Source organism: Marinovum sp., from assembly GCF_048263515.1.
GTDB lineage: Bacteria > Pseudomonadota > Alphaproteobacteria > Rhodobacterales > Rhodobacteraceae > Marinovum.
Genome location: NZ_JBLXEC010000003.1, coordinates 178899 through 192859, shown reverse-complemented (window position 1 = coordinate 192859; position 13961 = coordinate 178899). Strand labels below are relative to the sequence as shown.

The window sequence follows — 13961 nt, the reverse complement described above, 5'->3', positions numbered from 1 at the left end:
CGCTCCCGCTTGCCTTGCCTGCATCATGGGTCGAGCCTCAGCGCCGGATCGGCCAGCACGGTGCCCACCAATTCGGCCAGCTCCGCGGTGGCATCGGTCAGGGCGCTGGCGTTCTTCAGGGTCAGTTCGGGTGCCGCATCTGCGTCCACAGGTTTTGACGCAAGCTCCAGCAGGGGATCGACCGGGTCGGGCTTGTTCAGCCGCAGCGCCACCTGCTTGGCCTCGGCAAAGCGGCCGGCGTCAAGTAGCGCGGCGTAACGGGCTTCGGCGGCTTCGGTAGTGTCGTCCTGCGGCGTTTCGAAAAGCACCTCGTCAGGGATGCCGACATCGCCGTAGTAGCGCGCGCCCAGCGCCTCGGCGAGAAGCGCGCCGCTCAGCGGTTCGGTGCGATCAAGCAGCCGGGCCGCGGGCTCGGGGAAGCGGTTTTCATACAGCCGCGCGGCCAGGGACTGTCGCACCTCTGCCGACGCGGTGGCGGCCAGATCGGGTCTGGCCAGCGCAATCCGCAGGAAGGTGACCGTGTCTGCGCTCTCGGCGAGGGCGCGGAAAAATTGTTCGGTGACGGCAGCCTGGGCCTTGGGCTCCAGGGTCTCGGCGGCCAGGATGGCAAGCGCGGCTTCGAAGTTCTGTTTCGAGATCAGCGAATAGGCCTCGGCCTTGCGCAAGAGGCCGCCTGTGTCGCTGTGGCGCTGCTCTTCGGCATGGCTCGCCACCAGATCGGCCAAGTCGTCCGACACCGTCTCGCCGGCCTCGATCTGGCGCTCGACCAGCATGGCGCTGGCCTCTGCGGCCTCCTCGCCAGTGGACTTCGCGATTTCGCCGAGGATTCGGGTCTGATCCGAGGGCGCATCGGCGAGCAGCACATCGGCCATGGTCGGGGTCTTGCCGGTGCCCGAACGGTCGAGGATGCGGGCGATCATGTTGGCCGGGTCCTTGCGGCCGGAACTGATCAGATTGGCCACGACCCGCGGCCCGACAAGGCGCAAGAGCGGACGCGGCAGAGATTCGGCGGCCCGGGCGATTTGCCAGGCGTCTTCCTCTGCCATCGGCTGGCGCGGTGCGGCCAGCACCGGCCAGATGGCACTGATCTCGGAACAATCTCGATAGGGCTCGAAGGTACTGCGCGGCAGGCTGTCGGGGTCTTCGATCAAGCGGGCCAGTTGTGCGAGAAAGGCGCGGCCGTCGTTTGGGCGCAGGATCATGGCAAGCATCTGCCGCGCCTCGGCGCCGAGCCCCTGCGACAGGTGCAACTGCGCCAGTTCCACTGCCACCGCCGGATCGAGCGTAAGCTGCTCGGTAAAGAGGCTGGCGGAAAGCTGCGCCTTTTCAGCGAAATAATCAATTTCCTCGGCAAATCGACCCAGCGGGGCCTCGACCACGCCGGAACAGGAGGCCAGGCGTTTTTGCGCCATCGCGCCGGAAGAACCTTCGGGCGCGTCCCCCGAAAAGGCGATATTCGGCAGGTCGATATTGCGGAACTCGGTACCCAGCGCGACCTGGCGTTCCGGTCTGGGGCTGTCTGGGTCGCCAACGTCGAGGATCTGCCGCGTGGTGCGGTCCGCCAGCGCCTCGGCGAACCGCGAGACGCTGCTGGTGGAATAGGTGTGGCGGGTGACCAATGGCGCGCGCAGGGAGGCTTCGAGCGCCGGCGGCGCGGCGTCTAGCGCGGGGGCTTCGAGACCTTCCTTGACGACGGCAGGTGCATCCTTGGTTTCCGCCACATCGATGATCAACAGTCTTGGGGGCTCGAAAATCGCCTTGGCCTCGCAGGCGCAATTCAGCGCGACGACGAGGCTGTTGCCGCCCGGCTGCGAGAGGCTGGCGATGCGGTTGCGGGCGATCCGGTCAAAGACGGTGGAGGTGTCAAACTTGTGCGTGGCCGTACCGCCGAGGGTCAACGTGGCACTCCGGCCCTCGCTGGTCATCCGCCATTGCGCGCCGTCCGGCAGAAAGGCGACGAGGCGGGTAAAGCTCCCATGCTCGCCGGATTTCACTGTCACCGTCGCGGCCTGGACCGCGGCGGCGACAAGCGTGAGGGCAAGGATGACCAGGGCGCGGATCATGCAGCATCCTGTTTCAGGGACTTCAACGCCTCTTCGAGATCGTTGAAATCGGGGCGAATGTGGGTCGGCGTGTTCTGCCGCCCGACCTCGATGCAGATGTTGGTCGGGTGGGAATGCAGGTTGGCCACCAGCACCTCCCGGATCAGCTGGTGAAAGTGCGAATCGTCCTCGACCACGGTCTTGACCCGCGCGGCGAAGGGGCCGACGAGGCCATAGGCCAGAAAGACGCCGAGGAAAGTGCCGACCAGCGCGCCGCCGATCATCTTGCCCAGCACCTCTGGCGGCTGGTCGATCGAGCCCATGGTCTTGATCACGCCGAGAACCGCGGCGACGATGCCCAGCGCCGGAAGCCCGTCAGCAATGGTCTGCAGCGCGTGGCTCGAGTGCATCTTGTGGTGCAGGCTCGCCTCCATGCGCTTTTCCAGCACCTCCTCGACCTGGTGCGGATCGTCGTAATTCATCGTCGCGGCGCGCAGCGTGTCGCAGATCAGATCGACCGATTCCTTGTCACCCTGGATCTTGGGGTATTTCGAGAAGATCGCGCTCTCGCCAGGGCCCTCGATATGTTCTTCGAGCGCCACCGGGTTCTGCTTGGCGATGCGGATCAGTTCGAACAGCAGGCAGAGCAGATCGCGGTAATCCTCCTGCTTCCATTTCGGGCCCTTGAAGACCTTGCCGATGTCCTTGACCGTGTGTTTCGCGCCGGCGCCGTCGTTGCCGATCAAGAAGGCGCCCAGCGCCGCGCCGCCGATCATGATCATCTCGAAAGGCAGCGATTTCAGGATGATGGCGAGCTTGCCACCCGCCAGCAGATAGCCGCCAAATACCATGACGAAGACCACTGCGATACCTACGAATCCGATCATCACTGCACCTGTTGTTTGCCTTCCCCTTCAATCGCATGGAAACCTAAACAAAGCGTTCGCTCACTCCTTGGGAACCTCGGCATTTCGGCCTGCCAGCACGACGCTGACCATGTAGGCGGTCTCGGGTGTGAGCCCGGTCATGATGCCGGCGGCGGCATCGGGGCGCATGCGGCCGAGGAACCCGGCGGCGAACTCGGGATCCATCGTCTCGAAGAGAGCAGCAGCGTCCTTGGGCTTCATGTTCTCGTACACCGTGGTGAGCCGGGTGAGATCGGATTCGGCAGCCTCATCGGCCAGGGCAATCGTCGCCCGCAGCGCCTGTTCCGAGGCCTTGAGCTCGGCCAGCTTGTCGGTGATCCGGTCGTCGGCCACCTGCAGCGCGCGCATCCGCATGGTCAGCCGTTCCTCACGCGTGCGCAGACGTTCCTCGCGCGCCTCCATCGCCTCGAGCAGGGGCAGGAGGTCGGGGTCGCTCACGCATTGCGCGGGTTCCGAAAGCGGCTCGGGCTCGGGCAGGCTCTGCGCCAATTCGGCGGGCTTGGCCTCGCGCGCGATGCCCTCGGTCGCCTGCAGCCCGACCCGCAAGAGCGCCGATCCCAGCAAAAGCACGGCAATGATTGACAAGGTGCCGCGACCGGGGCGGCGCGGGCGTTTACGGCGTTGCGTCATCTATTGGGCCCTCCCGTTGTCGCGCGGATGGCGGGCAAAGACCGGTGTCGGCGGCTCCTCTTCGGAGAGATCGGGCGGCGCGGCCTCCTGGTCGGAGATGTCATGCATCGAGGCGACCAACAGTTCGAGCTTGCGAGAGACGTTCTCGGCGCGCCCGGTCAGTTCCTCCAGCGACTTGCTGGAGCCGTTGGCTGCCGTCTGCGCCGCCTGCAATGTCCGGGTCAGATCATCGACCTGGGCCGAGAGCACCGCCACCGCGCCGCCGACCCCGGTTTCCAGATCGTTGAACCGGCTCAACCGCTTGGCCAGCACGTAACAATAGACCCCGGCGCCCAGCGCCCCGGCGACCAGAAGTACATCGGCAATCATTTCCACCATGTCACCCCCGTCAATTCACCACAAATTCCATGACCAGCAGGTTGTTCACCCGCTCGTCGCCCAGCACCAGCTGCGCCCGTCGCAAGAGATGCGAGCGGAACCGCAACAGCGCCGTCGGCTGTTCCAGATCGGCCACCTCGACGGCGCGCAGGTAGCTGTTGAAGACGTCCACGACCCGCGGCAGCAACAGTTCCACATCCGGTTTCGCGGCGATCGGCACTTCGAGTTGCGCGGTAAAGCGCAGGTGCCTGGCGCCGCCGCCGCCCTGAAGCGAGATCACCATCGGATCGAGCGGTACAAAGGCCACATCGGGCAGCACCATCGCCGCCGCCAGCTCTTCTTCGCTCTTCGGTTTCTCGGCCTTTGCCCCGTCGGAGGGTGGGCCGAGGATCATGCCGGAGCTGACCGCATAGAATCCACCACCGCCGCCGGCCAGCGCCAGGACGACGCCCAGGATCAGCGGCAGCTTGGATTTCTTCTTGACCGGCTCTTCTTCGATTTCCGCGTCCGACATGGGCCACCTCGATAACGGTTTCGAGTTTTATAACCTCAGAGGAACTAACCGATTGTTAAGGCTGATCGGCGAAACCGGAGGGGCACTGTCGTGCAGAACGCCGACCCGACGGAGGAAGCAGTGGACCAATTCGCCAAGACCTGGGCAGCGCTCAGCATGCAGAAGAAGATCGGCGCCCTGGTGGCCGGTCTGGGCATGTTCGCGGCTGTGTTCTTCATGAGTCGCATGGCGGCAACGCCCAACATGGCCCTTCTGTATGCCGGCCTCGAAAACGGCGCGGCGGGCGAGGTCGTGCGCTCGCTAGAACAGCGCGGGCTGGACTACGAGATCAGGGGCGGTTCGATTTTTGTTCCATCCAATCAACGTGATGAGCTGCGGCTCACGTTGGCGAGCGAGGGTCTGCCGGCCAACAGCACCAAGGGCTACGAACTGCTCGACCAGCTCAGCGGATTCGGCACCACATCGCAGATGTTCGACGCCGCCTATTGGCGCGCCAAGGAGGGCGAGCTTGCCCGCACCATCCTGTCGAGCCCCGGCGTTTCGGCCGCGCGGGTGCATATCGCCAATGCCTCGACCAACCCTTTTCGCCGCGATTCGGAAAGCTCGGCCTCGGTCTTTCTGACCACCGCCAGCGGCACGCTGTCGCCGCAGCAGGCCAAGTCTCTGAAATACTTGGTGTCTTCCGCCGTTCCCGGGCTCTCGCCGGAAAAGGTCGCGGTGATCGACAGCGCCGGCGGGCTGGTCTCGGCCAGCGAGGATGATGCCCCGGCCTCGGTCGGCGACGAACGCGCGGCGGCGCTGCGCGACGCGGTGACCCGGCTGGTCGAGGCGCGGGTCGGCTTCGGCAATGCGGTTGTCGAGGTCAGCGTCGACACGGTGACAGAGAGCGAATCGATCCGCGAACGGCGGATCGATCCCGATAGCCGCGTCGCCATCAGCACCGACACCGAGGAAAGATCGAACACCGCGCAGGAGGCCGGCGGAGGCGACGTCACCGTGGCATCGAACCTGCCCGACGGGGATGGCGGCGCCGGTGGCGAGTCGCAATCGCAGGGCAACGAGACCCGCGAGCGGGTGAACTACGAGGTGTCGCAGACCGAGCGTGAGGTGATCCGCGAACCCGGCGCCATCCGCCGGCTGACCGTCGCGGTGCTGGTCAATGGCACCCGCGCGCCCGACGACACCGGGACCGAGGCCTTTACCCCCCTGCCCGAGGCTGAAATCGAGGCGCTGCGCGAACTCGTGGCCTCGGCCGTGGGTTTCGACGAGGCGCGCGGCGACGCGATCACCATCCGCTCCATGGCGTTCGAGCCAATCTCAGAGATCGGCACCGAAGCCGCGCCGGGCCTTCTGGCGCAGCTGCCCTTCAACATCGGCACGCTGATCCAGATGGCGGTGCTGGGGGTGGTGGCGCTGATCCTCGGGCTCTTCGTGTTGCGGCCGATCTTCCGCAATCCGCCGGCGCCCGACGTGCTGGCCCTGCCGCCGCGCGACGGCCCTGCCCCGACCCGAGCCGAAGCCGCGCCGGTCACCGCCCTGGACGGCGAGATCGACGATGGCGAGGGCGGTTTCATCACCCTCACCCCGCGGCCCGACGAACAGGCCGCCGCCAAACCGCTCGCCCAGAAGGAGCCTCCGGCCGACCCGGTCGAACGGCTGCGCGGGCTGATCGGCGAGCGACAGGAAGAAACCGTCGAGATCCTGCGTGGCTGGCTCGATGACACCGGGGAGAAAGCCTGATGTCGATCCTGCACCTGGTGGAAGATTTCGGCGGCGCCCGGCGCGGCACCGGCCCCGGCGGCATCGCCATGGATGACGAAGAGATCGAGACCCGCCGTCTCGCCGCCTTTGAAGAGGGGTACCAGGCAGGTTGGGACGACGCCATCCAGGCTCATACCCGGGACAAGATGCGGATCACCTCCGATCTGGCCCAGAATCTTCTCGACATGTCCTTTACCTACAACGAGGCCTATACCCACCTGTTCCGCGAGCTTCGACCGCTGCTGGTCGAGATTGTCGACAAGTTGCTGCCGCGGATGATGCGCCGCTCGATCGGCCCCCGTATCGTCGAGGAGCTTCAGGCTGCCGCTTCCGACAACCTGCGCGGCGAGACGCATATCCTGGTCAATCCAGACCTCGTCGACATGGTGTCCGCGCTGGTCGAACAGGACGGCGCTTTCCCGGTCTCGATCCGCGGCGATGCCTCGCTGGCGGAAGGCCAGGCGCAGCTGTCGCTGCCCGACCGCGAGATCGAGATCAATCTCGACGAGATGATCGCCGAGATCTCCTCAGCGCTCGAAGCATTCACGCATGATCTTCAGAAGGAAGACAAGGATGAGCGAAAACAAGCCGTTTGACGCGGGCAAGAGCCCGTTCACCAGCGTTCCGATCGAGATCACCATTTCGGTGGGCAAGGCCCGCCCGACGGTGCGTGACCTGCTCCAGCTTGGCCCCGAGTCGGTTCTGACCCTCGACAAACGGGTCGACGACCCGGTCGAGCTCTACGTCGGCACCCGGCTGATCGCCCGCGGCGAACTGGTCGAAGCCGGCGATGACGCGCCCGGCCAGCTTGCCGTCAGGCTCACCGAGGTCGCCGATCTCCGGGACAACCTGGACCAGGGCTGATGGCCGGTCGCAAAGTCGCCCTCGGCGCGCTGTTCCTCGCCAGTGCCCTGCTTGCCGGCGGCGCGGCCGAAGCGCAGGAATTCTCGCTTGATCTCGGCGACGGCGGATCGCTCACACTGCGGTCGGTACAGCTGATCCTGGTGATCACCGTGCTCAGCCTCGCCCCCGGCATTGCCATCACCGTCACCTGTTTTCCCTTCATCGTGACGGTTTTGTCGATCCTGCGCCAAGCGCTCGGCCTGCAGCAGGCGCCGCCGAACATGCTGATCATCACCTTGGCGCTGTTCCTGACCTACTACGTCATGGACCCGGTCTTTACCGCCGCCTGGCAACAGGGCCTCCAGCCGATGATGGAGCAGGGCTTGCCGGTGGAAGAGGGCTTCGAGCGCACGCTTGCCCCCTTTCGCGATTTCATGGCCGCGCGGCTCGACCCCGAGACCTTCGAAGCCATGGCCGCCCTGCGCGCCGACGTGGCGGCGGATCAGGTCTCGCCGGAAGCGCCGCTGAGCGTGTTGATCCCAAGTTTTTTGCTGTCGGAAGTGTCGCGCGCCTTTCAGATCGGCTTCCTGATCTTCCTGCCCTTCCTGATCATCGACCTGGTGGTCGCCGCGGTGCTGATGTCGATGGGCATGATGATGGTGCCGCCGGCGATCGTCTCGCTGCCGTTCAAACTGGCTTTCTTCGTGGTGGCCGATGGCTGGGCGCTGGTCACCAGCAGCCTCGTGCGCGGCTATCTGGGGTAATTCAACCTCTTGCACGGGAAATTCCAATTCCGCAGCGACGTCGGAATGCGGTTGCTCGGCGTTCCCACGAACGCCCCACCCGTCGCAAACGGTGCGGCGCCGCCTCTCTGCCTTCATCATTATTGGCGAACCAACACCACGCCCCTCGGAGGGGCGTGCTTCCGTGTTGTTTCGCCCAAGCCGGAGCGGCGAGGCCGTCTCAGCGTACGATGAACTCGGCATGCAGCGCCCCGGCAGCCTTGATCGCCTTGAGGATGTCGATCATGTCGCGCGGCGCGACGCCCAGCGCGTTGAGGCCGGCGACAACCTCCGACAGCGAGGTGCCATCGGGCACTTCCGCCAGGTTGATGCCGGGTTCTTCCTCGATCTCGGCACGGGTTCGCGGCACCACCACCGTCTCTCCTTCTGAGAAGGGATTGGGCTGCACTGCCACCGGTGCCTCTTCGATCCGCAGGGTCAGGTTGCCCTGAGAGACCGCGACGCGGGATATCCGCACATCCTCGCCCATGACAATCGTGCCGGACCGTTGATCGACGACCACCCGCGCCTTGCGTTCCGGCTCGACGAGAATGTTCTCGATCCGGCCCAAGGCATGGGCCGGCGAGGCCATGCGGGTCGCCAGGATATCCAGCCGCACGGTGCCGGAATCGAGCATCAGCGCCACCGGTCGGCCAAAGGCCTGGTTGATCGCCGTTTCGATCCGGCCGGCGGTGGTGAAATCAGGCTCCCTCAGCGCCAGGCGAAGGATGTCCAGCGAGGAGAGGTCGAAATCGACTTCGCGCTCGATCCGCGCGCCGGCGGGAATGACCCCGGCGGTGGGCACGCCAAAGGTGACCTGGGCGGCATCGCCTTCGGCCTTGGCGCCGCCAGAGATTACCGTACCCTGCGCCACCGCGTAGATCTCGCCATCAGCGGCATTGAGCGGAGTCATGATCAGCGTGCCGCCGAGAAGGCTCTTGGCGTCACCAATGGCCGAGACGGTCACGTCGATCATGCTCCCGGACCGCGCGAATGGCGGCAATGTCGCGGTCACGAAGACTGCGGCCACGTTCTTGGGGCGGAACTGCTCGCCGGTCACGTTGACGCCGAGGCGTTCGAGGATGTTGGTCATGATCTCTTCGGTAAATGGCGCGTTGCGCAGCCCGTCGCCGGAACCGTCGAGCCCCACAACCAGGCCGTAGCCCACCAGGTCGTTGCCGCGCACACCGTCGAATTCCACCAGGTCCTTGATCCGGATCGGGTTGGCGGCGACATGGAGCGGCGCGATCAGCGCAACGAGGAGCAGCAGGCAGGTTCGCAGCATGGAAATCATCTCATGTAATCCAGAAGGCTCATGCGCGAGGCGCGCACGGTGACGGCGTAGAGTGTCTCGATCTGGGTCTGCACCAGCTCGAAGCGGGTGGCAGCCTCGTATTGATCCGCGGCCAGGAGCGTGTTGCGCGAGACCTCCAGCGCGAGGCCAGCGGCGGCGTTGCGCACCTGGCTGTCCTCGATCCGGGCCTGAACGACGCCAAGGCCGGCCATCGTCTCGGTCAGCGCCGGTTGCAGGGCGATTAACTCGGTTCCGGCGGTCTCGACCATCTGTGCCTGCAGATCATCTGCGAACCCGAGGCTGTCGTCAGCGGCAAGGGCGGCCATGGCTGTGGCCTTGAGCGTGTCGCGGAACACCTGATCGTCGGCCCGGATCGACAGGCCGATGCGCACGTCTTCGGAGAGTTGCAGAGGCGTGCCGTCCTCGGTCACGCCGAGATAGCCGAGGGTCTCGAAATCGCCGCCGCTGCCGAACCAGCTGTCGAGCCTGGCCTGGACCCCGGTCATCGTCACCTCTCCGGCGAGGGCGCCGCGCAGGGCGGCGAGCATCTCTTCCGGCGCGGCCAAGGCGGCACTGTCATAGGCAGCACCTGCAAAGAGCGATCGGCCTCCCGCGCGAGTGTTGAGCTGTCCGACGAGGCTGGCAAAGCCCAGCGCGGCGTCGCCGGAGACGTTTCGCACCGCCATCGGCGCGTCGGTCTGGGCAGCGAGCACGAGGCTGGTGGAGAGGTCCGACGTGACTTCCTGCATGGCGCCCAGCGCCGTCTGCATCATGGTGGTCATCGTGTCGCTTTCGGTGATGGCGACATCGTAGCTGTCGAGCATCGACAGGCTGCGCTCGATATCGGCGAGCTGGGCGTAGTCGCCGCGAAGGTGGCTGCGGGTATCCGCCGCCAGCCCGGTCGTCAGCTCGGTCTGACGCTGGAGCGATTCGGCCTGCAGGGCGGTCTGGCGGTGGCGCAGCATGTAGCTTTGCGACAGGTCGCCGATTGTGGTCAGGTTCATCAGGTAATCCCCAGCAAGACATCGATCATTTCATCCACTGTCCGAAGCACCTGTGCATTGGCGGCATAGGCCTTTTCGATCTGCATCAGCTTCTGCAGCTCGGTGTCGGAATCGACGCCGGATCGCAGTTTCTGCTCGGTCAGCTCGTTGCTGCGGGCGGCGGCAAAGCTCAGCCGATCCTCGTTGCGGGTCAGGTCCGCGCCGACCGTCGACAACAGCGCCCCGGTCAGCGCGGCGACGGTGCGGGACAGGCCGGACTGGCTGCCCGAGGCGATGGTCTCTGACGCAGTGAGCCGGTCGATCATCGACAGCAGCAGGCCGCCCTCGCCGGAATTGCCGGGCGTCGCGGCATAGAGCCCGTCGCGCAACCGCCAGGGAGCGCCGCCGGCCTCCACATCGACCTGGCTGTTCAGGGCGATGCGGCGGGACAGGCCGGTCTCATTGGCAGGATCAAAAACCAGGCCACCGTCGCTGAACAGCCCGGCATCGCCGGGGGCAATGGTGGGGTCGAGGCCGCTGTCCTGAAACCTTTCGACCAGGGTGCGGGCCAGAGCGTCGACCTCGGTCTGGTAAGATGGCAGCGTTTCGTCGCGCAGTTCGAAAAGTGCGGCGAGGCGGCCGCCGCTGATCCGGCTGATGGTGTCGCCGTGAATGTCGAAGCCGTCGATGCTCAACCCCGACAGGCCGCCATTGGCCAGGGTCCTGAACTCGGTCACCACATTGGTGGGCGTGAAGTCGAGTTCGGCGGCACTGCCGTCGAGCAGCACGGCGCCGGCGGTGGTGACCAGTGCCACCGCCTCGCGGTCGCGCGGCAGCACCCGCAGCGGCACGATCTCTGCGACCGTGTCGATGACCTCCTGCCGGAGGTCATGCAGCGCCTGGGTGTTCTCGCCATTGGCATTGGCGCTGATAATCCGGCTGTTGAGCGTGGCGATGTCGGACAGGTGACCGTTGAGAGCCTCGACGGTCTGGCCGATCGCACCGTCGACCTCGCTGCGCAGTGTCTGAAGTTCCGACGAACTGCTGCGCAGCGCCGCGGCGACGTCGCCGGCCGAGGCCGCAACGGCATCGAGACGTTGGCCGATGTCGGGCCGTGCCGCGGCCGAGACCAGCGAGGCCTCGAACCGGGTCATCAGGTCGGAAAGCGAGCCGGGCGTCTGCGGTGTGCCGAAGATCCGCTCGACCCGCGAGAGATAGCTGTTGCCGGTCGAGAGCTCTGCCGTGCTGGCCTGAGCGCGGCGCCATTCGCCCAGCAGCGTCGAGTTGACCGACCGGGTGACCCCGACAGCCTCGACCCCGCCCGAGCTGCCGTTGGTTCGGGCGGAGATCTCGAGATTGCGGGTCGCGTAGTTTTCGTTGGTGGCATTGGCCAGGTTGGACGCCACCAGCTCTGCCGCCAGCGACGACGTGCGCAACCCCGACAGGGCATTGGAAATCGATCCTGAAAAGGACATGGGTCACCTCGGTCCGGCGCGCTGCGCCCTAGCGTTTGATGTTGGTGGTTTCCTGCAGCATCTCGTCCACCGTCTGGATGACCTTGGCATTCGACGAATAGGCCCGCTGGGTCTGGATCATCGAGGTCAGCTCGGTCGCCACGTCGGTGGTGGATTCCTCGCGAGAGAAGGACTTGATGTCGCCGGTCGGGCCTTCACCGGAGTCCCACAGGAAGAACGAACCGCTGTCGGGCGAGACGCGATAGGTCTGCTGGTCGAGCGCCTGCAGACCGTTGGGGTTGGGCATGTCGACCAACGGGATCTGATAGAGCCGCTGGGTCACGCCGCTGTCGAAGAGCGCGTGCACATAGCCGTTCTCGTCGACCTCGACCGAGGTCATGTTGCCCACCGGCGAGCCGTCCTTGGTGATCGAGATCGGCGCGAAACTGTCGGACAGTTGCGACAGCCCGCGTGTGTCGCCGACCGCGCCGATATTGATGTCGATCGGACCGCCGGCCACCGTCACCGGGATGACGCCGGTGACCGGGTCATAGGCGCCGCCGGAGACATCCACCACCGAGGCGATGGTGCCGCCGGTGTCGCGGCTGTCGTCGAAGGTGATGGTATATTCGCCGACCACCGCGCCGGCCTGGGCGGAATCGGTCATCACCACGGTCCATTCGTTCGAAGCGCCGGTCGCCGGCACCGTTGGCGTGAACGTCATGGTGATGCTCTGCGAAGTGCCGAGGTTGTCGTAATATTCGACCGAGAGGTTGTAGGGATCGCCGGTGGCACCGGTGCTGGTGGCGGTGGCCGGCAGATTGAGGCTCATGTCAACCGCGGTGGTCGGATCGCCGGTCAGGTTCTGCGAGAACTGGATCGGCTCCAATCCGTCAGAGGTATCGCGCGAGAACGAAGGGATGGTGCCGTCGATATTGGCCGGCCAGCCCATGATGACGAGGCCAGAAGGCGTGCTGAGATAGCCATCCTCGTCCAGCCGGAACGACCCGGTCGAGGTCAGCAGCATCTCGGCATCGGAGCCGTTTGTGCGCACGTCGCCACCGGTGGCCACCGGCAGCATGCCGCGGCCGCGCACCGCCAGATCGGTCGGATTGGAGGTGGTGATCAGCGACCCGCTTTGATCGATCAGCCGCTGCGTGCTGGTTCGCACGCCGCCCGCCGTATAGGAGCGCGAGCTTTGCGTCAGCACCAGCGAATGGAACTCGGTCTCGACCCGCTTGTAGCCGTAGGTCGAGGAATTCGCGATATTGTCGGAGATGCCGGCCAACCGCGTGGCATTCGCGGTCAGCCCCGCCACACCGGCATTGAGGGAGGAAGAGATCGTCATGGACACGCCTTTCTGCTGCATCGGAGTTGATGCAACAGATAGACGCCGCGGCCTTAACAGCGCGCTAACAGCTAAAATCCTACGGGCTTTGAGTTCTGAGAAAGATCACCTCGAGCCGGCTGTTGCGCAGAGCCAGCGGGTTGTCATCGGCCAGTTCGCGGTCGGCATGGCCGGTCACCCGCGCCACATCGCCGGGCGGCAGGCCCTCGAGCTCGAGCATGTTGCGAAACACCTGCGCCCGCTGGACCGAGCGGTCCCAGGCGACATTCTTGCGCACCACGATCGGGCTGGTCGGCACATGGCCTTCGATCGCCAGCGGATTGTCGACCGTGCGCGCCGCCTCGGCCAGGGCATCGGCCAGCACCGCGAGGATTTCGGTCGGCTGACCCAAATCGTCGAACAGCCGGCTGTCGGCCAGTTCGAACAGTTCGAGCACAAGGCCTTCGTCGGTGGTCTTCATCACCACGTGTTTCAGCGCGTTTTCGGCCACCATGCTTTCGCCGCCGCGTCCGTAAAGCGCCTCCTTGATGGTGTTGACCTGTTCCTCGAAGGCCTTGCCCGCGCCATCCTCGCCAGAGGCATAGGTGCCGGTGGCGCCACGCGCCTTGTCACCGTTCGTCGGATGCTTGCTCGAGGCGCCGGTGCCGTTCTGCGGCAGGGTTTCCTCGGAAAACACGCTGTCGCCGCCAAAGGCGCCGCTGCCGCCGCCCGACACCCGGTTGATCGGAATGGTCGGCGCAAAGTAATCCGCCAGCCCCTTGCGTTGTTTCTCAGTTGTCGCGTTCAACAGCCACATCAGCAGGAAAAATGCCATCATTGCGGTCACGAAGTCCGCGTAGGCGACTTTCCAGGCACCGCCATGGTGCCCGTCGCCTGCAACAACCTTTTTCCGTTTGATGATGACCGGCGCGACGTTTCCGTCAGCACTCATGGTCTCACCACCCTTATTCACCCAAGGACTGGGATAGCAGGGAAGCTGTTACCGCTGGCTTAACATCTACAATTC

At 65.4% G+C, this 13961-nt stretch carries 14 protein-coding genes; 4 read left to right on the top strand and 10 right to left on the bottom strand.

Features of this window, described 5'->3' with window-relative positions:
• Positions 1–23: 23 nt before the first annotated feature.
• Genes ACN0SE_RS05190 through ACN0SE_RS05170 form a run of 5 tightly spaced genes read right to left on the bottom strand, consistent with a single transcriptional unit; the run spans position 24 to position 4490 of the window.
• A complete protein-coding gene (locus ACN0SE_RS05190) occupies positions 24–2063 on the bottom strand; it encodes a hypothetical protein (RefSeq protein WP_417523427.1) in 2040 nt (679 codons plus the stop codon).
• Complete coding sequence (motA, locus tag ACN0SE_RS05185) at positions 2060–2929, bottom strand: flagellar motor stator protein MotA (protein WP_417523426.1); 870 nt, start codon at positions 2927–2929, stop codon at positions 2060–2062. Before motA ends, ACN0SE_RS05190 begins: the two co-directional genes overlap by 4 nt.
• A gap of 60 nt (positions 2930–2989) precedes the next feature.
• Positions 2990–3598: a MotE family protein gene (locus ACN0SE_RS05180; RefSeq protein ID WP_417523425.1), complete on the bottom strand. Its 609-nt coding sequence runs from the start codon at positions 3596–3598 to the stop codon at positions 2990–2992.
• Positions 3599–3973: a hypothetical protein gene (locus ACN0SE_RS05175; protein ID WP_417523475.1), complete on the bottom strand. Its 375-nt coding sequence runs from the start codon at positions 3971–3973 to the stop codon at positions 3599–3601. It lies immediately after the preceding gene.
• Between the two features lie 13 nt (positions 3974–3986).
• Positions 3987–4490, bottom strand: a complete 504-nt coding sequence (locus ACN0SE_RS05170; RefSeq protein WP_417523424.1) for a flagellar basal body-associated FliL family protein — start codon at positions 4488–4490, stop codon at positions 3987–3989.
• A 120-nt stretch (positions 4491–4610) separates the two neighbouring features.
• Between ACN0SE_RS05170 and fliF the strand changes: the two genes are divergently transcribed.
• Genes fliF through fliP form a run of 4 tightly spaced genes read left to right on the top strand, consistent with a single transcriptional unit; the run spans position 4611 to position 7858 of the window.
• Positions 4611–6230, top strand: coding sequence for a flagellar basal-body MS-ring/collar protein FliF (gene fliF / locus ACN0SE_RS05165; protein WP_417523423.1), 1620 nt, complete (start codon positions 4611–4613; stop codon positions 6228–6230).
• A complete protein-coding gene (locus tag ACN0SE_RS05160; protein WP_417523422.1) occupies positions 6230–6847 on the top strand; it encodes an ABC transporter ATP-binding protein in 618 nt (205 codons plus the stop codon). Before fliF ends, ACN0SE_RS05160 begins: the two co-directional genes overlap by 1 nt.
• Positions 6825–7115: a FliM/FliN family flagellar motor switch protein gene (locus ACN0SE_RS05155; RefSeq protein ID WP_417523421.1), complete on the top strand. Its 291-nt coding sequence runs from the start codon at positions 6825–6827 to the stop codon at positions 7113–7115. The genes ACN0SE_RS05160 and ACN0SE_RS05155 overlap by 23 nt, the downstream gene beginning before the upstream one ends.
• The gene (fliP, locus tag ACN0SE_RS05150) at positions 7115–7858 is read left to right on the top strand and encodes a flagellar type III secretion system pore protein FliP (protein ID WP_417523420.1); all 744 of its coding nucleotides are present in this window, start codon (positions 7115–7117) and stop codon (positions 7856–7858) included. Before ACN0SE_RS05155 ends, fliP begins: the two co-directional genes overlap by 1 nt.
• A 199-nt stretch (positions 7859–8057) precedes the next feature.
• Here fliP and ACN0SE_RS05145 read toward each other — a convergent pair whose 3' ends face one another.
• The 5 genes from ACN0SE_RS05145 to ACN0SE_RS05125 form a co-directional block, all read right to left on the bottom strand.
• On the bottom strand, positions 8058–9161 hold the full coding sequence (locus ACN0SE_RS05145) for a flagellar basal body P-ring protein FlgI (protein ID WP_417523419.1): 1104 nt from the start codon (positions 9159–9161) through the stop codon (positions 8058–8060).
• A gap of 5 nt (positions 9162–9166) precedes the next feature.
• Positions 9167–10174 (bottom strand): flagellin, encoded by a 1008-nt coding sequence (locus tag ACN0SE_RS05140; protein WP_417523418.1) that lies wholly within the window; start codon positions 10172–10174, stop codon positions 9167–9169.
• A complete protein-coding gene (gene flgK, locus ACN0SE_RS05135; protein WP_417523417.1) occupies positions 10174–11628 on the bottom strand; it encodes a flagellar hook-associated protein FlgK in 1455 nt (484 codons plus the stop codon). The genes ACN0SE_RS05140 and flgK overlap by 1 nt, the downstream gene beginning before the upstream one ends.
• Positions 11629–11656: 28 nt before the next feature.
• Positions 11657–12955, bottom strand: a complete 1299-nt coding sequence (locus ACN0SE_RS05130; RefSeq protein ID WP_417523416.1) for a flagellar hook protein FlgE — start codon at positions 12953–12955, stop codon at positions 11657–11659.
• A 79-nt stretch (positions 12956–13034) separates the two neighbouring features.
• Entirely contained in the window at positions 13035–13886 is an 852-nt protein-coding gene (locus ACN0SE_RS05125; RefSeq protein ID WP_417523415.1) for a flagellar motor protein MotB, read from the bottom strand.
• Positions 13887–13961 lie beyond the last annotated feature (75 nt).

Coding starts and splice junctions, on each gene's coding strand:
- ACN0SE_RS05190 (WP_417523427.1), bottom strand. CDS start 2,063: ATGATCCGCGCCCTGGTCATCCTTGCCCTCACGCTTGTCGCCGCCGCG.
- motA (WP_417523426.1), bottom strand. CDS start 2,929: ATGATCGGATTCGTAGGTATCGCAGTGGTCTTCGTCATGGTATTTGGC.
- ACN0SE_RS05180 (WP_417523425.1), bottom strand. CDS start 3,598: ATGACGCAACGCCGTAAACGCCCGCGCCGCCCCGGTCGCGGCACCTTG.
- ACN0SE_RS05170 (WP_417523424.1), bottom strand. CDS start 4,490: ATGTCGGACGCGGAAATCGAAGAAGAGCCGGTCAAGAAGAAATCCAAG.
- ACN0SE_RS05160 (WP_417523422.1), top strand. CDS start 6,230: ATGTCGATCCTGCACCTGGTGGAAGATTTCGGCGGCGCCCGGCGCGGC.
- ACN0SE_RS05155 (WP_417523421.1), top strand. CDS start 6,825: ATGAGCGAAAACAAGCCGTTTGACGCGGGCAAGAGCCCGTTCACCAGC.
- fliP (WP_417523420.1), top strand. CDS start 7,115: ATGGCCGGTCGCAAAGTCGCCCTCGGCGCGCTGTTCCTCGCCAGTGCC.
- ACN0SE_RS05145 (WP_417523419.1), bottom strand. CDS start 9,161: ATGCTGCGAACCTGCCTGCTGCTCCTCGTTGCGCTGATCGCGCCGCTC.
- ACN0SE_RS05140 (WP_417523418.1), bottom strand. CDS start 10,174: ATGAACCTGACCACAATCGGCGACCTGTCGCAAAGCTACATGCTGCGC.
- flgK (WP_417523417.1), bottom strand. CDS start 11,628: ATGTCCTTTTCAGGATCGATTTCCAATGCCCTGTCGGGGTTGCGCACG.
- ACN0SE_RS05130 (WP_417523416.1), bottom strand. CDS start 12,955: ATGACGATCTCTTCCTCCCTCAATGCCGGTGTGGCGGGGCTGACCGCG.
- ACN0SE_RS05125 (WP_417523415.1), bottom strand. CDS start 13,886: ATGAGTGCTGACGGAAACGTCGCGCCGGTCATCATCAAACGGAAAAAG.